Here is a 22,250-nt window from a genome sequence, read left to right as displayed (position 1 = left end):
GACAATGCAAGATGATGACGACTTCCTCAGTGAGATGGGGGACGTTACCCCCTTAAAAACCGAGACGCGGGTCCGGCGCGCACGCTCGGCGACGGATAAAACGTTGGTGGAGCTGCGCCGCGAGGCTGCGGTCACCGAGCGGGGTCGCGACAGCAACCCGCTAGCCGATGAAGGCGTCAAGCCTCTGGATCCGTGGTATGTGCTGGAATTCAAGCGCCCGGGGATACAGAACGGTGTCTATCGCAAACTCAAAAAGGGCAGCTATGCCGCGGAGGCGCGGCTGGATATGCACCGCATGAACGTCCAGCGCGCGCGGCGAGAGATTTACGGCTTTATCAATGAGTGCCACGAGTTGGGTTTGCGCAGCGTGCTCATTGTTCACGGTAAAGGCGAGCGCAGCCCCAACAGCGAGGCTGTGGGCATTCTCAAGGGCTTTGTGGATCATTGGCTGCGGGAGCTGGCACCGGTGCAGGCTTTTCACAGCGCGCCCCCGAACCTTGGCGGTACCGGCGCGGTGCTGGTGTTACTGGCGAAAAGCGAAGAGAAGAAACGCGAAAACCGTGAGCGCTTTATGCGGGGTCGCGTCCCCTACGAGCAGGGCTCGACCTAAAGCAGAGGCCTAAGTATGGTCCTGAGGGGACAGAAGCGAGCCTTAGCTATCTCGCGCCGTGGGCCTTGAGAGTCTCGGCGTAGGGTGTGCCATAGCGGTGCTCGCTGACTTCTTCCAGCAGAGTCTTACCGTCTCGTCCCAGGGCGTTGATGTCCCGTCCCGCATCGCAAAACAGCGGAATAAAGCGCGCGAAATCCGAGTCGCGCATGCTCTGGTAGGCCCTAAGCAACAGCTGAAAGTCGGCGTTTTCACCATCGCCGGGGCGCGGTTCGAGAAAGCTGGCGACCCGTTCATCGTCCCACTGCTCATCCAAAACTTTGGCTTTGTCTTTACGCATGGCTGTTTTCCTGCAAATAAGTAGCCTGCACGCTGGATTCGCGTTTAGCTGTCGTCCGCATCCAGGCGAGCGAGCAGTAGGTCGTTCACCATCTTCGGGTTTGCCTGCCCTTTGGAGGCTTTCATGATCTGCCCGACAAAAAAGCCGCTGAGCTTTTTCCGTTTGGCGGGATCCGCGGCGCGATACTGAGCAACCTGATCCGGATTATCGGCCACCACCTCGTTGACCATGGCCTCCAGGGCGCCGCTGTCGGATACCTGCCTTAAACCCTGGGCGTCGATAATGGTGTCGGCGTCACCCTCACCATGCCACATAGCCTCAAACACCTCTTTGGCGATTTTTCCGGAGATGGTCTGGTCTTTGATCCGTGCGATAAGACCGGCAAGGTGTTTGGCCGACACGGGGCAGGACTGCATCGACTTGTCTTCGGCATTCAATGCCGCGAGCAGTTCGCCCTGAATCCAGTTGGCTGCGAGTTTTGCATCACCGCTCTCTCTGGCCGCTACTTCAAAATAGTCAGCGACCTCGCGCTCGTCCGTAAGGACGCCGGCGTCATACTCCGAGAGCCCGTACGCTTCCTGAAACCGTGCCCATCGCGCCCGCGGGAGTTCCGGCAGCGCCGCTTTTATTTCGGCGATGTCGGCGTCATCCAGAATTACCGGTAACAGGTCCGGTTCGGGGAAGTAACGATAGTCGTTGGCGACTTCCTTGCTGCGCATGGAGCGTGTCTCGTCGCGATCCGCGTCGTAGAGCCGCGTCTCCTGAACGATGCTGCCGCCATCATCGAGAATATCTTCCTGACGAATCCGTTCGCAGCGGATCGCTTTTTCCACAAAGCGGAAAGAGTTCACGTTCTTGATTTCTGTACGAGTGCCCAAAGTGTCACTGCCCGCCGGTCGCAGCGAGAGATTTACGTCACAGCGCATGGAGCCTTCGGCCATGTTGCCATCGGAAATACCCAGATAGGTCACCAGACTGTGCAGCGCTTTCAGGAAAGCGACGGCCTGCTCGCCACTGCGAAAATCCGGTTCCGTAACGATTTCCAGAAGCGGTGTACCGGCGCGGTTCAGGTCGATGCCCGTCATGCCATGAAAATCTTCATGGAGGGATTTTCCCGCATCCTCTTCGAGATGCGCCCGGGTAATACCCACCGAGCTTTCGGAACCATCGGGCAGGTTAAAGCTGAAACGACCCAGGCCGACGATGGGCTCCGCAAACTGGCTGATCTGGTAGCCCTTGGGCAGGTCCGGGTAGAAATAATTCTTTCGATCAAATGCCGAGCGCTTGCCGATCTGTGCATCAATGGCCAGCCCGAACATCACCGCGTAACGCACGGCCTTCTTGTTGAGCACCGGCAACATGCCCGGCATGGCCAGATCCACAGCATTGGCCTGGGTGTTGGGCTGTGCACCAAAGGTGGTGGGGCTGCCGGAGAATATCTTTGAATGGGTGGCAAGCTGCAGATGCACCTCCAGCCCGATAACCATTTCCCGGCTCATGGGCGAGCCCCCGGAGAGGGCAGCTGACGATGCCAGTCACTGCGCAGCTGAAACTGGTGCGCCGTCGCCAGGAGCCGTGCCTCGTCAAAATGCTGACCGATGAGCTGCAAGCCCACGGGGAGCCCCTCACTGAATCCCGCTGGGAGGCTCATGGCCGGTAGCCCCGCCAGATTCACCGAGAGCGTATAAATATCTTCAAGGTACATCGCGGTGGGATCGCTGGTTTTTGAGCCCAGCTTAAAGGCCACGCCCGGTGTAGTGGGGCCGGCGATGACATCCACGCTCTCAAAAGCGCTGGCAAAATCACCGGCGATGAGTCGGCGCACCTGCTGGGCTTTTTTGTAATAGGCGTCGTAATAGCCGGAGGACAGGGCGTAGGTGCCGACGAGGATCCGTCGCTGCACTTCGTCACCAAAACCTTCTTCGCGACTGCGCGTATACAGATCTTCCAGGTCGACGGGATCCTCGCAGCGGTGACCGTAGCGGACACCGTCGTAGCGAGACAGGTTGGTAGACGCTTCCGCCGGTGCGATGACGTAGTACGCCGGTATGGACAGCGCCGTGCGGGGGAGAGAGATCTCGTGAAGCGTCGCGCCCAGGGCTTCGTACTCTTTCAGCGCCGTTTCAATAACAGCGCCCACGTTGCTGTCCAGACCCTCGCCAAAATACTCTTTGGGTACACCAATACGCAGTCCCTCGACAGACTGTTGCAGTGAGGCTGCATAATCTTCCAGGGGGCGCTGTACCGAGGTGGAGTCCCGGTCGTCGTGACCCGCCATGGCGCCCAGCAGCACCGCACAGTCCTCGGCGCTGCGGGCCATGGGGCCGCCCTGATCCAGGCTGGAGGCGTAGGCAATCATGCCCAGGCGTGAGACCAGTCCGTAGGTGGGCTTGAGTCCGGTAATGCCACAGAAGGCGGCGGGCTGGCGAATGGAGCCCCCGGTGTCGGTGCCCGTCGCCGCGGCGACGAGGCCCGCTGCGATGGCAGCGGCCGAGCCGCCGGAAGAGCCGCCGGGCACCCGGTCCTTGTCCCAGGGGTTGCCGCAGGGCCCGTAAAAGCTGTTTTCGTTGGAAGAGCCCATGGCGAACTCATCCATATTTGTCTTGCCGATGAGTACGGCACCCGCCTGTCGGAGGCGCTCCACCACGGTCGCGTCATAGGGAGGTACAAAGCTGTCGAGCATGCGCGATCCGCAGCTGGTGCGCAGGCCCCGGGTGCAAAAAATGTCTTTGTGAGCAATGGGTATACCGGTAAGAGGGCCTGCATCGCCCCGGGCGATGCGCGCATCGGCGGCCCGGGCTTCCTCGAGAGCGCCTTCGGTATCTAAGGAGATAAAGCTGTTAAGAGCACCGTCCATGGCGTCGACGCGTGCCAAGGCGGCTTCCGTGAGCGCTACGCTGCTGGTCTCGCCCCTTGCCAGTGCTGCCGCAAGCTCTGTGAGGCTGCGGGCGTCCATGTCTGCGTTAGTCCCTTTGTTGGTCGCCATGTCAGTCGACGACCCGCGGCACCAGGTATAGGCCATTTTCCGTGAGGGGCGCGATACTCTGGAGCACATCACGCTGGTTGCTCTCGGTCACGATATCGTCGCGAAGTGTCTGTCGAGCGTCGAGGGGGTTCGCCATGGGCTCGATGCGATCGGTAGGCGCTGCCTGCAGCTGCTCAAAAAGATCCAGTATGGCATTAAAATTCCCGGTCAATGCGGGAAGCTCATCCTCTTCCACGCGCAGGCGCGCAAGCTGAGCGATTTCTCGAATGGTGTCGCCGGATACGGACATGGCTCTATCTGTCGTCGTTTAGGTGGCAGTGTAGGTGTAGATTGTCTTGTCAGGGTATGGCCCCCAAAGAGCGCCGCACCATACAACATTTGTTTCTTGCCCAACACCCCTGCGGTTGATAACCTTGCGCGCCATATCGACCTTAAACAGAAACACTGGGTTAACGCGCAAAACGCGGATAAACGGGCTTTTGTGACACCACACAGTTGATGACGCATAGGTGCGGACGCAAAAGTGAAAACACAAAAGCAAAGACATAAAAGATATAAAAGACATAAAAGACATAAAAGTGAAGACAGAAATCTGTTAGCGCAAGACGACATCGGTTCTATGATGTCGACGCCAGGCACCGAACGCGCCATAGGCGGAGTTTTGCGACAGGGTTTGGCGGCAGTCTCGACCACGAGTACCTTCACCCACCATATTTACCTTTACTCAGGTAACCGACTTTCATGCTGAAAAAATTGCGTGGCATGTTCTCAAACGATCTCTCCATTGATCTTGGAACAGCCAACACCCTGATATACGTACGTGGTCAGGGCATTGTTCTCGACGAGCCCTCGGTGGTTGCTATTCGTATTCACAATGGACAGAAAACCATTGAAGCGGTAGGTACCGAGGCCAAGCGCATGCTAGGCAGGACTCCCGGCAACATTACTGCCATCAGGCCCCTGAAAGACGGCGTCATTGCTGACTTTCAGGTCACGGAAAAAATGCTCCAGCACTTTATTGCCAAGGTGCACGAGACCCGTTTTATCCGTCCCAGCCCTCGCGTGCTGGTCTGTGTTCCCTGCAAGTCTACGCAGGTGGAGCGGCGCGCCATTCGCGAATCGGCGCTGTCCGCCGGTGCCCGGGAAGTGCGGCTCATCGAAGAACCCATGGCCGCTGCTATTGGTGCGGGTCTGGAGGTCGATGAGGCCGCCGGCTGCATGGTGGTGGATGTGGGCGGTGGTACCACTGAAATCGCCATTATTTCTCTCAATGGCGTGGTCTACTCCGATTCCATTCGCCTCGGCGGAGACCGCTTTGACGAAGCGATCGTAGCCTACGTACGGCGGCGCTATGGCACACTTATCGGTGATTCCACAGCAGAAAAAATCAAGCAGGAAGTGGGCTGTGCCTTCGCTGGCAGCGAACTTAGGGAGATCGATGTTCGCGGCCGCAACCTCGCGGAAGGCGTTCCCCGGAGCTTTACCCTCAACAGCGATGAGATTCTCGAGTCTTTGCAGGACCCCCTGTCTTCCATCGTGCAGTCCGTAAAGTCGGCTCTGGAGCAATCCCCTCCGGAACTGGCCGCCGATATTGCCGAGAGCGGTATCGTGCTCACCGGTGGTGGCGCTCTGTTGCGAGACCTGGACCGGCTCATCGCGTCGGAGACGGGGCTACCCGTGGTCGTGGCCGAGGATCCCCTTACCTGCGTAGCCCGCGGTGGTGGTATGGCCATGGAACGTATGGACCGCCATACGATAGAATTGCTTTCTACGGAGTAAACGCGGGCGGCATAAGCATTGCCCGCTTTGGGTGCTGCTAATCAAGCCGCTGTTCATACAGGAATCCAATCTCGGTCTCAGGCTTGTGCTGGGGCTTGTGCTGGTGGGCGCATTGCTTTTGGCGGATCTGCGTTACAGCGGCCTTGGGACGGTACGATCGGCTATCGACACCGTACTTACCCCTATCTATCTCATCGCCGATATTCCCTCGGCCATCAGCGACTGGCAGGACAGCAACATTCGCTCCCGCCAGAGCCTTCTGGAAGACAATGACCGTCTGCGGCGGGAAAACCTGGTGCTCCAGGGGCGCTCCCAGCAGCTTGCGTCCATGCAGGCGGATAACACGCGGTTGCGGGCGCTCTTAAATTCCACGGCGCTCCTTCGCGATGACGTCCTGGTGAGCGAGATTATCGGCGTTTCTCCGGATCCCGTGCGGCATCAACTGGTGCTGGACAAGGGCGCGGAGGCCGATGTCTACCTGGGCCAGCCCCTCATCGATGCCCAGGGCCTCATGGGACAGGTGGTGGAAGTGGGTGTAACCACATCGCGCGTATTGCTGGTCACCGACCCCCGTCATTCGGTGCCGGTGCAGGTCAACCGCAACGGAGTTCGGGCGGTAGCAGAAGGAGTGGGTTCCCTGGATCAGATGGCGGTGAATCACGTCACGGCGACCACCGATATTCAGGCCGGCGATCTGTTGGTCACCTCGGGTCTGGGGGGGCGCTTTCCCATCGGATATCCGGTCGCGGTGGTGTCTGCCGTAGAGCGTAACCCCGGTGAAGCCTTTGCCCAGATTTCTGCCAGACCCACGGCGGCGCTGGATCGTGCCCGCCACGTGCTTCTGGTTTTCAGTCAGCTGCCCGACATCGAACCCGTGCTGGACCCCGAGGCCGCGCCGAGTGAGTGAGCGCAGGAACGCCTACTGGGTGATTCTGGCGTCATTACTTTTTGCCGCGGTGCTCGCGGTGATTCCACTCACAGGAACTCTGCTGTGGTGGCGACCCGAATGGATTCTGCTGGTCCTGCTTTACTGGACCATCGCCTTGCCCCATCGCGTGGGGCTGGTAACGGCATTGATCGTAGGCCTCTTTGTGGATGTGATGGAGGGCGCGGTTATTGGTCAGAATATGCTCTCTCTCTCGGTGGTGGTGACTCTGGCAAGTCTTATGTACCAGCGCCTGCGGGTCTTTACTCTGGTGCAGCAGTCCTCCGTGGTCTTTCTCCTTGCGGGTCTTCACCAGCTCATCACCCAATGGTTGCAGGGACTCCAGGGCGGGGCCGTGCCGGGATTTGGTTTTCTTTTTCCGGCGCTCAGTACAGCGCTGCTTTGGCCTCTGCTGATGCCGGTGCTGCGGGAACTCCGTCGCAGCTATAAGGTGCACTGATGTCTTCGCTTGAGCCATCGCTGGTTTTGGGCTCCGCGAGCCCACGGCGGGCAGAGCTTCTTCGGCAGCTGGGGGTGGGTTTTACCGTCTACGCTGCGGACATCGACGAAACCCTCCTTTCGGGCGAGCAGCCCCGGGACTACGTGGAGCGTATGGCGCGGGAAAAGTCCGAAGCGCTGGACCTGGCTAGCGGGACGGTACTGCTCACCGCTGACACAACCGTCGTCCTCCGGGAACAAAGCCTGGGTAAGCCTGACGATAAAGAGCATGCCCGTGCCATGCTCAATGCCCTGAGCGGTAGAAGCCACGAGGTGTTGACGGCAATGTGTGCGAGAGACCATGGGCATACAGAGCTTGTTGTGGTGCGAACGCTCGTTGAGTTTGGTGAGTTATCAAGGGGCTTGATCGAGGAGTATCTGGCCACCGATGAGCCCTGGGACAAAGCAGGGGCCTATGCCCTCCAGGGTCTGGGAGGGAGCTTTGTGCTTCGTGTGGATGGCAGCGTGAGTAATGTCATTGGCCTGCCGCTGTTTGAAGCGCGGGAGCTGTTGCAGCGCTTCGGACTGGTGCCTGTGCTTGGGAAGGCTACGGCGTGAACGAGGAGATTCTTGTCAACGTGACACCCATGGAGGCGCGTGTTGCCGTTGTGGAGAACGGTGCTGCCCAGGACATTTACATAGAGCGGCAGGCGAGCCTTGGCATTGTGGGCAATATCTACGCCGGGCGCGTGGACCGGGTGCTCCCCGGCATGCAGGCCGCTTTTGTGGACTTTGGCTTTGAGCGCAGCGGCTTTCTTCATCTGAGTGATGTCCTCGGTGTGGGAACCGTCACCGATGAGCGCATTGCTGACCATCTCCGTGAGGGGCAGATCATCACCGTTCAGGTAGTAAAAGACTCCATCGGCAAAAAAGGCGCGCGGCTCACGAGCCAGCTTTCCGTGTCTACCCGTTACCTGGTGTACATGCCCCAGAGCGACCATGTGGGCATTTCCCAGCGCATTGATGAGGCCGAGGAGCGGGCCAGGCTGCAGAAAGTGCTGGCCGGGGCTTTGGAATCGGAGTCCCTGGCCGGGGGCGGCTACATAGTGAGAACCGCCGCCGAGGGCGCTGGGGAAAGCGAGATTCTTGCGGACCTTCGTTTCCTCAAGCGCCTCTGGGTCGTGGTGTCACGACGGGTGTCGGAGGCTCTGGGTCCGGGTTTGCTTTACGAGGATCTGCCACTGCAGCTTCGGGCGGTGCGGGATCTCGCCAGACCCGGGGTACAGCGCATTCTGGTGGACAGTCACGACAACTATGCGGTGCTTAACGACTTTTGCCTCAAGTACATGCCCGAGGTTGCCGATCTCGTGGAGCTGTATGAAGGCGAGCGACCGATTTTCGATCTCCACGGCGTAGAAGAGGACATACAGCGCGCGCTTGCACGGGTGGTACCCTTGAAGAGTGGCGGGCACCTGGTGATTGACCAGACCGAAGCCATGACCACCATTGACGTGAATACCGGATCCTTTGTGGGGCGACGAAACCAGGAAGAGACCCTGTTCAAAACCAACCTCGAAGCGGTGGGCGTTCTTGCCAGGCAGCTTCGGCTGCGCAATCTCGGCGGTATTGTCATCGTGGACTTTATCGATATGAGTGACGGAGAGCATCGCAGACAGGTACAGCGGGCTCTGGAAAAAGCCATGGCGCGGGATCCGGCGAAGAACAAGATCAGCGGCGTGTCCGCCCTGGGGCTCATTGAAATGACCCGCAAGCGTACCCGCGAAAGCCTGGAACGGACCCTTTGCGAGGATTGTCCAAGTTGCGAGGGCAGGGGTGTATTAAAATCTCCGGAGACGGTGTGCTACGAGATTCTCCGGGAGATTATGCGTGACGCCCGAGCCTACGAGACCGGCGGATTGCTGGTGTTGGCGTCGCACACCGTGGTGGAGCGTCTGCTCGATGAGGAGTCCGCCCACGTTGGTGATCTCGAATCCTTTATCGAGCGCAGCATCAGCTTCCGGGCGGAGTCGGATTACACGCAGGAGCAGTTCGATATTGTGTTGCTATAGCAATCAGCTTACTGACTAGTCGACGATGAGCGATAGCCACCTCAGCGACCGTCATTCTGGCGAAACCCACCACGGCGAAAGTCTGCCGCTTCGGGGTTTCCATGCCCTGGCGCCCTGGGCGTGGCGGCTCCTTGTGTTCCTGGTTGTGCTCCTGGCGATCTATGTTGCAGCGGGCCGTTTTTTTATGCAGCAAATACCGGCGCTTCGCGATCCGGTGCTGGAGCTGATCAACCGGCAATTGCCGTTCACGGTGTCCGTAGAAAGCTTGTCGGGGGGATGGAACGCCTTTAGTCCCGAGCTGAATTTCACCGAACTGCGGATTACCCAGGATGATCCCCAGGCCCCTCCCATTGCTATTGGGCGAGGCTCCCTGCGTCTCGATATTCCCGGGAGTGTGCTCGCCGGGTCTTTACAATTGTCGCGCATGGATGTGGCAGGGCTGGCGGTGGATGCGCGGCTCACGGAAGAGGGCGCCATAGAAGTCGTGGGCTTTACGCCCCGCAACGGCGTGCTCAAGGCCTGGCTGGAAGATTTCCTTCCCAATGTTCAGCGTGTGGCGCTGGCAGAGAATCAGCTCAAGCTGATTACTTCCAAGGGCCGCGTTGCCCTGGCGGTGGACCTGTTGCTTGAGCGGGAGGGGAATGCCCGGCGGCTCCACGGTATGGTCGAGGGCGAGAGTATTGCCCTTGAAGTGAATGCCGAGGGTGTGGGGAGCCCACTTCGCCCTCTTTCCTGGACAGGCGATGTTTTTGTGGATGCCAGGAGCAGTGACCTTGCTGCACTCAGTGCGTTTTGGGAGACCCTCGATTTGCCCTTCCGCCTCGCGGGGTCTGCCAGCGCGCAGTTCTGGTTGACACGCGTTGGCGGCGACTCCACGGCAAAGATGCGCTGGGACGGTGCGGCCCTGCAGTTGGATGAGCCCACTGGTGCCTGGTCTCTGCCGCTGGACGCCCTGTCTTTCGAGGCGGCCCTGGAGCAACGGGCCCGGCACTGGAGCTTGCTCACGGAGGATTTTCATATTGAGCGCGCCGGCCAGGCCCTGGATCTGGACCGCGCGCAGTTCGATTGGTGGGGACAGGCGCTGCGTATCCGCGCCAGCGATCTGGGCCTGGGGGCGCTGCCCACTTTGCTGGCGGCCGCGCCGGGGATGCCTCAGGGTTTGCGGGACGTACTGCCCACCCTGGCGCCAGAGGGGACCCTCAGCGTGGTGGAGCTGCGTCTGGACGATCTTTCCGATCCCGCCAACAGCTGGCAGCTGCGCAGTGCCGTCGATGACTTGAGCGTGAAGAGCTGGCGAAATACGCCCGCTCTCACCGGGGTCACCGGTTATCTGGAACTGGCGCCGGGGGGCGGTCAGTTAAACCTGGATGCCGATGATTTCAGCATGCATTACCCGTCTCTTTATGAGGCGCCCCAGCGCTACAGCGACGCCCTGGGTAATGTGTATCTGGCCTGGGACGCGACGGGCCTGCATATAGACAGCGGGCTGATGCGATTGACGGGGAACGAGGGGCAAGCGAAGGGTTTGTTTGCTGTGGACATTCCCTTTGAGGAACGCGTCACCGGGGTGGAGCTTGAATTGCTGATTGGACTTGGGAACTCCCGTGTGCAGGAACGGGGGAAGTATTTGCCAAAGACGCTACCCGGGCCGCTTCTGGGGTGGTTGGATCGAAGTATTGTCGCCGGCAAAGTTGAGCGGGCAGGGTTTATCTGGCGGGGGAGCACCCGACCGCGCAACTATCCGCATATGACGGTGCAACTGTTCCTGGATGCCAGTGACGCGACCCTTACCTATGATCCCGCGTGGCCACCACTTACGGATGTGACAGCCACCGTGTGGGTTGATGACGGCAGAACCTGGGGCAGGATTCCCCGGGCTCGCAGCGAGGGCGCGTACATCGAAGACCTCATGGTTCGCGTTCTGCCCCAATCGCCGGGGGCGTTACTGGATATCAGCGGCCAGGTATCGGGGCCTGCAGCCGCTGCCGGTGCCCTGCTTCGTGACTCCCCGCTGCGCGATCTCACCCAGCGTGTTTTTGTGGATTGGGACTTCGCGGGGTCCATGGAGGGAGATCTCGCTCTGACCCTGCCCATTGGCAGCAAATCAACGCTGCCTTTTGTTGATCTTTCGCTGGAGCTTGCCGGTGCTTCCGCAGCGATGGACCAGCTGCAGCTCACCGCGTCCCGGGTAGAGGGGACTCTGCGCTATCGCACAGATCAGGGATTTGTCGGGAGTGAGCTCCGGGGCCAGGTTCTGGGTGGCAACGTTGTTCTGAGTGCGCTGGATAGCATCGGTGCTGATGGTGTTGAAAGTACTGCCGGTGCGGAGAGTGCAGAAATTCCCGAGCGCGGGATGGACCTTTTGTTGACGGGGGAATTTGACACCGCGGCGGTGGCACCGTGGTTGAAGCAGCCGCTGCTCGGCTTTACCGCAGGGTCAACGTCCTTTACCGGTGAACTCCTGCTCAGCGATAAAACTAATCCCCGTTTCCTGCTTCGTTCAGAGTTGCTGGGAGTCGCCTTTGATGCGCCGCAACCCTTCGGGAAGGCCCCGGATCAGGCTCTGCCGCTGGCTCTGTCGGTGCCCCTGAAAACTGACCCGGTGATGGCTCTTACCCTGGGAGAGCGACTGGCAGTAAAGATGAGAATAGGCGAGGGAGGGCTGTCCAGGTTTGCAGCCAGCGTGGGCGGTGCCGCGGCGGAGCTGAACAGCTGTGAGCAGCGATTCTGCCTGGGCGGTACGGTCTCTGCGCTGGATATCACACAGTGGAGTGATTTTTATCGTCGCTACGGCGCGGCGGCAGACGGCAGGGCGCAGGGTAATGCTCCGGCGGCAGAGCCCGTGGCAACCGCTGACTCCGGGGTCATGGGTCCTGCAGGACTGTCCGGTGCTCCGCTGAGTTATGACATTGCTTCTCTGGAAGTGGGTGAGCTGAGTCTCGCCACCCGCAGCTTTGGGCGGGCCCGGGTGGATCTCTGGGGCGAGGACACCCTCTGGCAGGGCGCCATCGAATCCGATCTGGTGCAGGGCAGTCTGACCCGTGAGGGTGATGAGCTTTTGTTGCTGTTGGAGCATCTGGATCTGGCAAGTTTTGGGGAGGGAGAACCCATATCCCTGGAGCAGGTGCGTGCCACGATGCCGAGTATGCGGGTTGATGTACTGGAGCTTCGCAACGAGGGACGCGTTCTGGGGGGAGTGGGATTCGACCTGGATACCGCCCAATCCGACGGAGCGATTTATGCCACGGACATCGGCGGTGATCTGTGGGGCCTCGCGCTGGATGATCCCCAGCCCGGCATGTTGCGCTGGTTCGGCAGTGGCGAGGGTGAGCTTACTGCCCTGGAAATCGATGCCAGCTACAGGGATCTTGGTGGAGTGATGAGTGCCGCGGGCTTCAGTCCGACACTGGAGTCCGAATCCGGTTCCCTGTCCTTGCGCCTGCGCTGGCCCGGCCCGCCCTCTGCTTATGCAGTGGCCAATGCCGAAGGGTCTGTGGAGTTGGCCGCCCGCAACGGGCGCCTGCTGGAGTCAGGCCCCGGTGCACTCTCCATGATCAGTTTTCTGAATTTTGCCGAAATACTCCGGGGGCTCAGCCTCAGTCATATGTTTGAGTCGGGTATACCCTTTGTCACTGCCAGTACGGAGCTATATCTTCAGCGGGGAATTCTGGAGGTGGCGGACCTGCAGATTGATGGCGCGGCGAGTGCCTTTGCCTTCACCGGTGTCAGTGATCTGGAGCTGGGCACCATCGACGGCGAACTGCTGGTGACTTTGCCCGTTGCAAACAACCTGCCCTGGGTGGCAGCGCTGGCAGCCGGCCCCGCGGTGGCGGCGGGCGTGTTTGTGGTGAGTAAGGTGTTTGAGAAACAGGTGAACCGCATGTCCTCGGCGGTCTACGAGGTCTCCGGTCCCATGGAAACGCCCTCGGTGACTTTCAGCCGGCTCTTCGACGATAAGCTCACGCCGCGGAGTGAAGCTCCCTCAGATAGCGAAAAAGGCGACGGCTAGCGGCGGGCGGCTTCTCTGCAGCGGCCTCCCGCTGGGCTTCACGAATCAGTTGCCGGAGGTGCTGACGGTCAGCCTCCGGATGTTTTTCCAGCACCTGTCCCAGCGCCTTGTCGCCATCGCGGATCAGGGTGTCGCGCAACGCTTCCAGCCCCTTGAATACCACCGTTTCCTGTTTTCGGGACTGATACAGCGCATCCAGAGCCTGCTGGAGCGGCTCCGGATCGATGCGCCGCATGAGCTTGCCAATGTACTGCCGATGGCGCCGCAATGCGCTGTGGTGCTTGATGCGCGCAGTCTCAGCAATGGCTGCCAGGAGGTCCTCGTCTCCGATGGGAATCTGCTGGAGTTCCCGGGGACTGAGCTCGCAAAGAGCTTCTCCCAGCTCCTGGCGCGCGGTCATCTCCCGCTTCATTGCCGATTTACTGGGGCCGTCAAACTCTGTGTTGGTCTCCAGCTCGAGCTCGTCCACAGACTTTTTCTTGCCGCGTTTTGGTTTAGGCATAAAACACCGTCGCAAGGCCTAAGAAAGACATAAAACCGACAACATCTGTGACCGTCGTCAGAACAACGCCACCGGCCAGGGCAGGGTCGATTTTCAGACGCTGCAGTACCAGTGGCAGCACGGCGCCGGTGAGGCCGGCGGTAATCAGGTTGATCACAATAGCGAGGGCGATCACCAGTCCCAGGGTGTTGTCGTCGAACCAGAGGGCCGCGGCCACCGCCACGACCAATGCCCAGAGAAAGCCATTGAGGGCGGCGGAGGCAAACTCCCGGCTGATCAACCAGCGGGCATTGCTGCGGTTGATCTGTCCGACGGCCAGCGCGCGCACCAGCACGGTCAGTGTTTGCGTACCGGCAATACCCCCCATGGAGGCGACAATGGGCATCAGTACTGCCAGCGCGACTACCTGTTCAATGGTGCCCTGAAAGAGGTTGATCACAGAAGACGCTATAAAGGCCGTCAGGAGATTGATGCCAAGCCACAGAGCGCGGCGCCTTGCAGTTTTAATCGCTGGCGCGAAGGTGTCATCGTCCTCGTCCAGACCCGCCATGGACATGAAGGAGTGGTCGCCATCCTCGCGGATAACATCCACCACATCGTCAATGGTGATTCGCCCCACCACCAAACCTTCATTATCCACCACCGGGGCAGAGACCCAGTCATTGCGCTCGAAGAGCCGGGCCACTTCGCTATCGGACATGTCCGTGTGAAGGGGCTTGCGCTTGGTGAGCATGAGTTCCCGCACGGAAGAGCCCGGGTCAGACACCAGCAGCGTACGAACGGGTAAGAGGCCGATGTAATGATCATCGCGGCTGACCACAATGAGGGTATCGGTCATCTCGGGAATTTCTTCATGGCGGCGCAGAAAACGCAGCACCACGTCGAGGGTCACGTCGGCGCGGATAGAGATGGTGTCCGTGTTCATGAGACCACCGGCGGTGTCCTCGTCGTACACCATTACCCGTTCGAGACGGGACCGGTCCTGCTCATCCATCTCATCCAGCACCTGCTGGGTAAAGGCCTCGGGCAGCTGCTGGAGAATATCCGCGACGTCGTCGTCATCCAGCTCTTCGGTGATCTGTGCGACCTGGTCCGGTCCCATGCTCTGGAGGAAATCGAGCTTGAGCTCTTCGCCCAGCTCATTGAGCACCTCGGCTTCCTGGGATCCTTCCAGCAGCTGCCAGAGCACGTGGCGGTACCGCGGGGGTGAGGACTCCAGAATGTGGGCGACTTCGCCGGGTTCCATGACGCGGATGCGTCGGCGAACATCGACGAGGGTGCCGCTCTCCAGAGCCCGGGAAACGCTATCCCGGGAGCGTTTCTGATCTTCCTGAAGGGTGTTCATTCGCCTTCGCCGAAATAGTCGTTGACCAGTTCCTGGATCGCTTCGGTGGCCGCGGCTTCATCGCTGCCATCGGCGCGGAGAGTCAATGTGCTCCCCTGGCCCGCGGCGAGCATCATTATCGACATAATGCTCTTGCCATCGACCCACTCGCCGCTCTTGCTCACCTGGATCGTGCTGCTAAAGCGGCTGGCACAGCTGACAAATTTGGCGGCGGCGCGGGCATGGAGCCCCAGCTTATTGATGATGTTGAGTTCGCTTTCGATCATGACGCGGCCTACCGGAGCTCCCGGTGACGAAGCTGAAGCTGCGCAAGTTGGCCCTGAAAGTGGTTGTGGAGACGCCGGGCCATATATACCGAGCGGTGTTGTCCTCCCGTGCAGCCCAAAGCAACGGTGAGATAGCTCCGGCTGCTCTTTTGATAGGCGGGCACCCAGCGCTCGATGAAGCCCGCAATGTCCTTGAACAACTGCTCTGTGATGTCGTGGTCTTCAAGATAGGCAACAACGGCGGGGTCCTCCCCGGTTTTCAGGCGTAGCTCGGTTGACCAGTGGGGATTGGGGAGCAGCCGCAGATCAAAAATCAGATCGGCATCGCCGGGTACTCCCCGCTTAAAACCAAAGGACTGAAAAAGAATGGCCATTTCTTCTGCTTCGGAGCCCACCAGTCGTTGGCGGATCGCGTCGCGAAGTTCATAGATGGTCATGGCCCGGGTATCGAGGGTGAGCGTCGCCTGCGCTGCCAGGGGCTCCAGCAGTTCGCTTTCGTAGCGTATGGCTTCGGCCAGCGGTAGCTTCTCATTGGTCAGAGGATGGCGCCGCCGCGTCTCGCTGAAGCGCTTGATGAGGGTCGCCTCATCGGCGTCCAGATAAAGAATGCGCGGCTGCACTGAATCCGCCAGGGAGGCGAGGGTGGCGCTGAATCCCTGCAGGTCACGAAAGGCGTTGCGTGCATCGATGCATACCGCAATACCCCGAAACTGTTCCGGAAGCCCCGGTCCTGTCTCTCTCACCAGGGCTGGTAGGAGCGACGCAGGGAGGTTGTCGATGGCATAAAAACCCTCGTCCTCCAGCTGATGCAGGGCGGTGCTTTTCCCTGACCCCGAACGACCGCTGATGATAATCAGGTCCACTAGGCCGTGCCTGTGGTCCAGTTGATGGCTGTGTCGAAAAGCGCCTCGTTGCTGGTACAGCGGCGAAGGGATTCACGAAAATCCGATTGCGAGAAGAGTCGCGCGAGGTCCGCAAGAAGATTCAAATGCTCCTGGGTGGCCTCGCTGGGCACTACGAGGGCAAAGAGAAGGTCCACGTCTTCATCGTCCGGCGCATCAAAGTCCGCTCCGCTGGACAGGGTCAGGAGTACGCCGCAGGGCGATTCGCAGTCCTTGAGACGGCAATGGGGTATCGCTATGCCATTGCCCAGGGCGGTGCTGCCCAGCTTCTCCCGGGCCAGCATGCCGGCGACCAGCTCGTCCGGGTGGAACTCATCCCGATCACTCCCCAGCACCTCCGCCACCAGGTCAAAGAGGTGCTTTTTGCTCCCCCCGGGGATGCGACAAAGGCTGCGTGCAGGCGTCAGCAGATCACTGACGCTGTTGGCGGCGTGGGGTGTTTCCTGGCTCATGGTCGGTATCGCTGGCATGGGTAAATCCGAAGGCTCCCGGTTGTTTAGTGAGGTCGGTTTTTTTCCTTGTGCTTGATCAGCTGGCGATCAAGCTTGTCCACAAGGGCGTCGATGGCGGCGTACATATCTTCCGAGTCGGCAGAGGCAAACAGATCCTTGCCGGCGATGTGCACCGTGGCCTCTGCTGTCTGTACCATTTTTTCCACGATGAGTGTCACCTCGGACTTACTGATCTGGCTGTAGTGCCGCTGCAAACGTTCGAACTTCGCCTCCACGTACTCTCGCAGGGCATCGGTGACTTCGACGTGGTGTCCGCTGATTACTATTTGCATGCGCTTCTCCTGGTTTTTGGTGTTAGCTGGGTTTTTGGCAACATCGTTGTCTGGCTGTGGTTGGGTCTGATGGCGAGCTCTCGGGCGCCGCCGCAGCTATACAAGCCGCTTGCGCTCGTTGGACGGTGGGATGGTGAGGCTATCCCGATACTTTGCGATAGTCCGCCGGGCGACCTGAATACCCTGACCCTCCAGAAGTTCAGCCAGCTTGCTGTCGGACAGGGGTTTGCGGGGATTCTCCGCCGCGATGAGTTTGCGGATCAGGGCCCGAATCGCCGTGGATGAGCAGGCGCCGCCGCTGGTGGTCGCCACATGGCTGGAAAAAAAGTATTTGAGCTCAAAGATGCCCCGGGGCGTGTGCATGTATTTGCGCGTTGTCACTCGGGAAATGGTCGATTCATGCATTTCAACGGCCTCCGCGATGTCGTGTAATACCAGCGGCTTCATGGCTTCTTCCCCATACTCCAGGAAGTTGCGCTGGCGCCTCACTATCTCTGTAGACACCTTCATCATGGTTTCGTTGCGACTCTGGAGACTTTTCAGGAACCATTTGGCCTCCTGAAGATTGTCCCGGAGGTAGCTGTTATCGGCGCTGTTGTCTGCGCGCTTGATCATCCCCGCGTAGTGGTCGTTGATACGCAGCCGGGGCGCGGTGTCGGGATTGAGCTCAACAACCCAGCGGCCCTCCTTGCGGCTGACATACACATCGGGAACGATGTATTCCGTGTCATCGTCCCCAAACTGCTTGCCCGGCAAAGGATCCAGTGACTGCACCAGCCTGAGGGCGCCGCGCAGATCATCTTCCGAGAGCTTCATGCGGCGCATGATCTGTGCGTAGTCGCCGCTGCTCAGTTGATTAATGTGACGATTGATCAAAATCTTGGCCTGATCCAGCCAGGGGGTCAGGGGGTCGAGTTGCTTGAGCTGTAGCTGCAGGCACTCCTGAAGGTCCCGGGCGAAAATGCCGACGGGCTCAAACTGCTGCAGGCCGTGGAGTACCGCTGTGACCTCCTCTTTTTCTATTTCCAGTTCCGGCGGGAACAGTTCAAGGAGATCCTCAACGCTGCTGTTAAAACGGCCGTTGGCATCAGTGGCGTCGATGATGGCCAGGGCTACGATACGGTCGCTGTCGGACAGGCGGGTGAGATTGAGCTGCCAGCGGAGGTGATCCTGAAGGCTTTCACTGCCCCGGTTGCGACTGTCAAAATCAAAGTCTTCGCCGGCGCCTTCGGAGGGAGGGGGGGCGCTGGAGGGAAGAATATCCTCCCACTGCGTATCTACCGGAAGGTCCTCGGGCATGCTCGCCTCATACTCCCCCTCGGCAGAGGCTTCATCAACGTTGGCACTGCGTTCGGGGTTGTCCATGGGGCCTTCGTGATTGCCCGAGTCCTCACGGGAGGACTGTTCCGGCGTATCGGCCTGCTCTTCCTCAACCTCGAGCATGGGGTTTTCCTGCAGCGCCTGTTCGATTTCCTGCTGCAGATCAAGGGTGCTCAGCTGTAGCAGGCGTATGGCCTGCTGCAGCTGCGGTGTCATCGTTAGCTGGTGACCGAGCTTGAGATGTAGTCCCTGCTTCATAGCGCGTCAGTCCTGCCAAATTGCGCTTCGCACCGATGGTCTTGTGCCATCTAGGTGCGCTCTTACGCGCGCTCTGCCCTGAATCGAGCCGGCGCGCATCCCCACGGTGGGACAGTACATTGCCGCCCCTTGGGAGTAAGTGTAGGCCTGCACCGGGAGTGGCGCAACGCCTTGGCGCGCTTATTGCATTGTGTTAGTGCCATAGTTAATGCCGGAAAAGCCGATGTCCGTCACAGATTGGGGTTTACAGGCGGAAGTTTTCCCCAAGGTAGGTCTTGCGGACCTTGGCGTTATCCAGAACATCCTGGGGGCTGCCTTGCGCGATGATGTGGCCTTCGCCCACGATGAAAGCGGTCTCGCAGATATCCAGCGTTTCCCGCACATTGTGGTCGGTAATGAGAACACCGATGCCCCGGGTCTGGAGATGGCGGATGATGTTCTTGATGTCGCCGACAGAGATGGGGTCCACGCCGGCAAAGGGTTCGTCCAGAAGGATGAACTTGGGCTCCATGGCCAGGGCGCGGGCAATTTCTACGCGGCGGCGCTCGCCGCCGGAGAGTGCCTGCCCGAGGCTGTCTTTGAGATGGCCCACATGGAACTCCTCGAGCAGTTCGTCGCGGCGTTTCCTGCGCTCCGCGCGGTTCAGGTCTTTGCGGGTCTCCAGTATTGACAGGATATTGTCGCCAACGGTCATGCGGCGGAAGATAGAAGCTTCCTGGGGTAGGTAACCGATACCGCGGCGCGCCCGTTCATGCATGGGCAGGGCGGTAATACTCTCATCGTCGATCAATATGTCGCCGGCGTCCGAGGCGACGATGCCCACGATCATGTAGAAGCAGGTGGTTTTCCCCGCGCCATTGGGGCCCAAAAGTCCCACCACCTGGGCGCTCTGCACCTCGATGCTCACGTCCTTGACTACCGCGCGGCCGCGGTAGGCTTTTGCGAGGCTACGCGCCCTGAGGGTCGCCATCGACGCCTCCCTGGGGGGCTGTGTTGCTTCGGGGGGGCTCGGGCTCGGTCGTGCCTGTCTCGCCGCCCGAATCCTTGCTGTCCCTTTGGTCGCTTTGGTCGCTTTCCTCGCCGGTTTCGGCTTCGATAACCGCGGCGGGAATAATCACCTGCACCCGTCCATCGGCGTCCTCTGCCGCGGCGTCGGCGCGGACGCGCTGCTCAGCCATAAAATAGTCGATGGACTCACCGCTGACGACCGCGCCGTCCTGCTCGATGACCGCGGCTTCCCGCAGTTGCACCCACTCGCGGGACTTTTCATAAACAATGCGACCGGCACTTGCGGTGACAAAATCCTTGTCGATTTCCGGCTGCTGGCGAAGTGTCGCGGGCGCACCGACGGCGATGATGCGATCGGCGGCTTCGCTGTCATGAAAAATCGTGATTTTGTCGGCACGGATATGCAAACTGCCCTGCTTCATAACCACATCGCCCCTATACACGGTGAATCCCGCGCGCTCATCCCGCACGGCACGGGCGGCGGTTATCTCTATGGACTGCAGGCGGTCCTCGGGCAGCGCCTGCGCAGAGTGGGGTAACAGCAGTATTGCGACGATCATGGCGCAGCCAGCCAGAACGGCGTAGGTGGCAGCGTCCCGCGGGACCTGCCTGCGTCCGGCGATGGATGTCTCGACGCTGAGGTTAGCTTTCCGGAACATACACTGTCCTGACAGAGCCGCTGAGGGATGCGACCTGACGGCTGAGATTGATATAGATCTGGTCTGCCACGGTTTCGTTATCGCCCTGCCAGATGCGCACGCTGGTCGTGCTCCGTGCGGCCTGTTTAGGCATATTGATAATCATCCGTTCCGTGAGAAATTGCAGGTTCTCGCTGTCGTATTGGAGTCGCACTTCGCCATTGAGCACGAGCACCTCGGTTTTCTCGCGAAGTTGCCCGCTCATAGCGTTTGCCACCCACTCGCCATCGGTCGTGTAGTTGTGCCGTTTAGGCTCGTCGAGTTCCACGATGCCTTCCCCGGGGAAGCGTCTCAGCGTCACCGCCTCGGTGCTCCCCTCAAGAACGCCGTTGGCGTCGAAGTCATTTACCGAGACCTGTTTCGCATAACTCTCCGGTACGCGTGTCGGGCCGGCGGGCGCAGCCCTTTCCTTGATCAGTGTCGGCGGAGGAGAAAGCATGGTGTACAGCAGCAGCGCTGCACAGAGCAGCAGGGGGATGGACAGCCGTTTTCGGACCCGGCGACGGCCTTTGGCGGCGGTCATTGAAACGCGGCGACCGCGGCATCGAGCTGGCCGCGGGCGCTTAAGAGTGTTTCGCAGGCTTCGCGAACAGCGCCATGGCCTCCCGGTTGCTTTGAATGCCAGTCGGCCGCGCTGAGCAGGGCGCTGCTGGCATCGGCTACCGTCAGGCCCAGGCCTGCTGCGCGCACCGCCCCGAGGTCCGGGAGATCGTCGCCCATGTAGGCACACTCACGGAGCTCGAATCCCCGGATGTTGCACAACTCTTGTAGAGCGATGAGCTTGTCTTCGCGTCCCTGGATGATAGTTCCTATGCCCAACTCCCCGGCGCGGCGGTCAACGATATTGGATTGCCGTCCGGTAATGATGGCGACTTCGACGCCCGCGCCCTGGAGGAGTTTGATTCCCAGTCCATCTTTGATGTTAAAGGATTTGAACTCTTCACCGTCATTGCCATAGGTAATGCGACCATCGGTGAGTACGCCGTCGACGTCCAGCGCAAGCAGCTTGATGTTCCGGGCAGTCGCTGGATTCATGCGATACCGGCCTCCAGCAAGGCGAGGAGGTTCACCACGCCCGCAAGGTTCTGTTCTTCGTCGAGCACAACGAGGGCGCTGATATGGCGCTCTTCCATAATGCGCAGCGCCTCCGCCGCGAGCATACCCGTGTGCACGGTGGCGGGGGAGCGTGTCATGAGGTCACCGATGCGCGTGCCCTTGATGTCGACCTGTTCATCCAGCGCCCGGCGAAGGTCTCCGTCCGTGAAGACACCGAGAAGCTGATCACTGTCGGCAGCGACCACCGTCGTCATGCCGAGCCCTTTGGCACTGATTTCCAGCAGCGCATCGGACAGGGGGGTGGCTTCGGTAACCCGGGGAATCGCTTTACCGTGACGCATCACATCGTCAATTTTCAGCAGCAGCTTGCGCCCCAGCGCGCCGCCGGGATGGGAGAAAGCAAAATCGTCTGCGGTAAAACCCCGGGCTTCCAGCAGTGCTATGGCCAGGGCATCGCCCATGACCAGGGCAGTGGTGGTGCTGGAGGTCGGGGCCAGATCGAGAGGGCAGGCCTCCACAGCAACACCGGTGTTGATGTGGGCGTCGGACGCCTGGGCCAGAGCCGATTCCGGCGCGCCCGTCATGCTGACCAGGGGGATTCCCAGGCGTTTGAGCAGGGGAACGAGCATGAGTACTTCGGGCGTTGTTCCACTGTTGGACAAGGCAATCACGCAGTCATCGGCGGTGATCATGCCCATGTCCCCGTGGCTGGCCTCGCCCGGGTGTACAAAAAACGCCGGCGTGCCGGTGCTGGCAAGCGTGGCGGCTATTTTTCCGCCCACGTGACCGGACTTGCCCATGCCCGTGACCACCGTGCGACCTGGCACTTGCAGGATAAGTTCGCAGGCGCGCTCAAACTCTTCACCAACGCGGGCTTCCAGGGCCGCAACGGCTTCCACTTCCATGCGGATGGTGCGCTGCGCTGAGAGCAGGTGGCGGGCAGGTTGTGTCATAGCAG

Annotated in this window: 23 protein-coding genes; 7 read left to right on the top strand and 16 right to left on the bottom strand. The window is 60.2% G+C overall.

The genetic code is table 11. The features are described 5' to 3' along the window. The first annotated feature begins 4 nt into the window (after positions 1–4). Positions 5–610 carry a DNA endonuclease SmrA gene (smrA, locus tag ACTG3T_RS08750; protein WP_439101884.1) on the top strand — a complete coding sequence of 202 codons (606 nt, stop codon included), beginning with the start codon at positions 5–7 and terminating at the stop codon, positions 608–610. 46 nt (positions 611–656) lie between these two features. Here the strand turns inward: smrA and ACTG3T_RS08745 are convergent, their stop codons facing one another. Genes ACTG3T_RS08745 through gatC form a run of 4 tightly spaced genes read right to left on the bottom strand, consistent with a single transcriptional unit; the run spans position 657 to position 4,222 of the window. Continuing rightward, positions 657–947, bottom strand: coding sequence for a PA4642 family protein (locus ACTG3T_RS08745; protein WP_439101883.1), 291 nt, complete (start codon positions 945–947; stop codon positions 657–659). Positions 948–991: 44 nt separating this feature from the next. Then, positions 992–2,446 (bottom strand): Asp-tRNA(Asn)/Glu-tRNA(Gln) amidotransferase subunit GatB, encoded by a 1,455-nt coding sequence (gene gatB / locus ACTG3T_RS08740; protein ID WP_439101882.1) that lies wholly within the window; start codon positions 2,444–2,446, stop codon positions 992–994. Next, complete coding sequence (gene gatA, locus ACTG3T_RS08735; RefSeq protein ID WP_439101908.1) at positions 2,443–3,903, bottom strand: Asp-tRNA(Asn)/Glu-tRNA(Gln) amidotransferase subunit GatA; 1,461 nt, start codon at positions 3,901–3,903, stop codon at positions 2,443–2,445. Before gatA ends, gatB begins: the two co-directional genes overlap by 4 nt. Before the next feature lie 31 nt (positions 3,904–3,934). Beyond that, positions 3,935–4,222 (bottom strand): Asp-tRNA(Asn)/Glu-tRNA(Gln) amidotransferase subunit GatC, encoded by a 288-nt coding sequence (gene gatC / locus ACTG3T_RS08730; RefSeq protein WP_439101881.1) that lies wholly within the window; start codon positions 4,220–4,222, stop codon positions 3,935–3,937. Between the two features lie 452 nt (positions 4,223–4,674). Between gatC and ACTG3T_RS08725 the strand changes: the two genes are divergently transcribed. The 6 genes from ACTG3T_RS08725 to ACTG3T_RS08700 are packed head-to-tail and all read left to right on the top strand — an operon-like array spanning position 4,675 to position 13,153. After that, positions 4,675–5,712 (top strand): rod shape-determining protein, encoded by a 1,038-nt coding sequence (locus tag ACTG3T_RS08725; RefSeq protein WP_008294463.1) that lies wholly within the window; start codon positions 4,675–4,677, stop codon positions 5,710–5,712. Positions 5,713–5,743: 31 nt separating this feature from the next. Beyond that, positions 5,744–6,619 carry a rod shape-determining protein MreC gene (mreC, locus tag ACTG3T_RS08720; protein WP_439101880.1) on the top strand — a complete coding sequence of 292 codons (876 nt, stop codon included), beginning with the start codon at positions 5,744–5,746 and terminating at the stop codon, positions 6,617–6,619. Beyond that, positions 6,612–7,097: a rod shape-determining protein MreD gene (gene mreD, locus ACTG3T_RS08715; RefSeq protein ID WP_439101879.1), complete on the top strand. Its 486-nt coding sequence runs from the start codon at positions 6,612–6,614 to the stop codon at positions 7,095–7,097. The genes mreC and mreD overlap by 8 nt, the downstream gene beginning before the upstream one ends. Next, on the top strand, positions 7,097–7,693 hold the full coding sequence (locus ACTG3T_RS08710) for a Maf family protein (protein ID WP_439101878.1): 597 nt from the start codon (positions 7,097–7,099) through the stop codon (positions 7,691–7,693). The genes mreD and ACTG3T_RS08710 overlap by 1 nt, the downstream gene beginning before the upstream one ends. Then, on the top strand, positions 7,690–9,144 hold the full coding sequence (gene rng, locus ACTG3T_RS08705) for a ribonuclease G (protein WP_439101877.1): 1,455 nt from the start codon (positions 7,690–7,692) through the stop codon (positions 9,142–9,144). The genes ACTG3T_RS08710 and rng overlap by 4 nt, the downstream gene beginning before the upstream one ends. A gap of 25 nt (positions 9,145–9,169) precedes the next feature. Continuing rightward, positions 9,170–13,153 carry a YhdP family phospholipid transporter gene (locus ACTG3T_RS08700; protein ID WP_439101876.1) on the top strand — a complete coding sequence of 1,328 codons (3,984 nt, stop codon included), beginning with the start codon at positions 9,170–9,172 and terminating at the stop codon, positions 13,151–13,153. On the opposite strand, the gene yjgA is transcribed toward ACTG3T_RS08700, so the two are convergent. From yjgA to ACTG3T_RS08640, 12 genes are all read right to left on the bottom strand, one after another. Then, positions 13,104–13,655 (bottom strand): ribosome biogenesis factor YjgA, encoded by a 552-nt coding sequence (gene yjgA, locus ACTG3T_RS08695; RefSeq protein WP_439101875.1) that lies wholly within the window; start codon positions 13,653–13,655, stop codon positions 13,104–13,106. The genes ACTG3T_RS08700 and yjgA overlap by 50 nt on opposite strands. Then, positions 13,648–15,000, bottom strand: coding sequence for a magnesium transporter (gene mgtE, locus ACTG3T_RS08690; protein WP_439101874.1), 1,353 nt, complete (start codon positions 14,998–15,000; stop codon positions 13,648–13,650). The genes yjgA and mgtE overlap by 8 nt, the downstream gene beginning before the upstream one ends. Continuing rightward, positions 14,997–15,266, bottom strand: coding sequence for an HPr family phosphocarrier protein (locus ACTG3T_RS08685; protein ID WP_439101873.1), 270 nt, complete (start codon positions 15,264–15,266; stop codon positions 14,997–14,999). The genes mgtE and ACTG3T_RS08685 overlap by 4 nt, the downstream gene beginning before the upstream one ends. 8 nt (positions 15,267–15,274) lie before the next feature. Beyond that, positions 15,275–16,129, bottom strand: a complete 855-nt coding sequence (gene rapZ / locus ACTG3T_RS08680) for an RNase adapter RapZ (protein ID WP_439101872.1) — start codon at positions 16,127–16,129, stop codon at positions 15,275–15,277. Then, entirely contained in the window at positions 16,129–16,638 is a 510-nt protein-coding gene (locus ACTG3T_RS08675; RefSeq protein ID WP_439101871.1) for a PTS sugar transporter subunit IIA, read from the bottom strand. Before ACTG3T_RS08675 ends, rapZ begins: the two co-directional genes overlap by 1 nt. 26 nt (positions 16,639–16,664) lie before the next feature. After that, positions 16,665–16,952 carry a ribosome hibernation-promoting factor, HPF/YfiA family gene (gene hpf / locus ACTG3T_RS08670; protein WP_008294475.1) on the bottom strand — a complete coding sequence of 96 codons (288 nt, stop codon included), beginning with the start codon at positions 16,950–16,952 and terminating at the stop codon, positions 16,665–16,667. A 96-nt stretch (positions 16,953–17,048) separates the two neighbouring features. After that, on the bottom strand, positions 17,049–18,530 hold the full coding sequence (locus ACTG3T_RS08665; RefSeq protein WP_439101870.1) for an RNA polymerase factor sigma-54: 1,482 nt from the start codon (positions 18,528–18,530) through the stop codon (positions 17,049–17,051). A 244-nt stretch (positions 18,531–18,774) separates the two neighbouring features. Further along, the gene (gene lptB / locus ACTG3T_RS08660) at positions 18,775–19,500 is read right to left on the bottom strand and encodes an LPS export ABC transporter ATP-binding protein (protein WP_439101869.1); all 726 of its coding nucleotides are present in this window, start codon (positions 19,498–19,500) and stop codon (positions 18,775–18,777) included. Further along, on the bottom strand, positions 19,478–20,197 hold the full coding sequence (gene lptA, locus ACTG3T_RS08655) for a lipopolysaccharide transport periplasmic protein LptA (protein ID WP_439101868.1): 720 nt from the start codon (positions 20,195–20,197) through the stop codon (positions 19,478–19,480). The genes lptB and lptA overlap by 23 nt, the downstream gene beginning before the upstream one ends. Beyond that, entirely contained in the window at positions 20,181–20,759 is a 579-nt protein-coding gene (gene lptC, locus ACTG3T_RS08650) for an LPS export ABC transporter periplasmic protein LptC (protein WP_439101867.1), read from the bottom strand. Before lptC ends, lptA begins: the two co-directional genes overlap by 17 nt. Then, a complete protein-coding gene (locus ACTG3T_RS08645) occupies positions 20,756–21,271 on the bottom strand; it encodes a KdsC family phosphatase (RefSeq protein ID WP_439101866.1) in 516 nt (171 codons plus the stop codon). The genes lptC and ACTG3T_RS08645 overlap by 4 nt, the downstream gene beginning before the upstream one ends. Next, the gene (locus ACTG3T_RS08640) at positions 21,268–22,245 is read right to left on the bottom strand and encodes a KpsF/GutQ family sugar-phosphate isomerase (protein WP_439101865.1); all 978 of its coding nucleotides are present in this window, start codon (positions 22,243–22,245) and stop codon (positions 21,268–21,270) included. Before ACTG3T_RS08640 ends, ACTG3T_RS08645 begins: the two co-directional genes overlap by 4 nt. Positions 22,246–22,250 lie beyond the last annotated feature (5 nt).

The organism is Congregibacter sp. (assembly GCF_965660375.1).
Taxonomy (GTDB): Bacteria; Pseudomonadota; Gammaproteobacteria; order Pseudomonadales; family Halieaceae; genus Congregibacter.
Note: the sequence above shows the minus strand (reverse complement) of the source record. Positions and strands in the feature narration are given on the sequence as shown.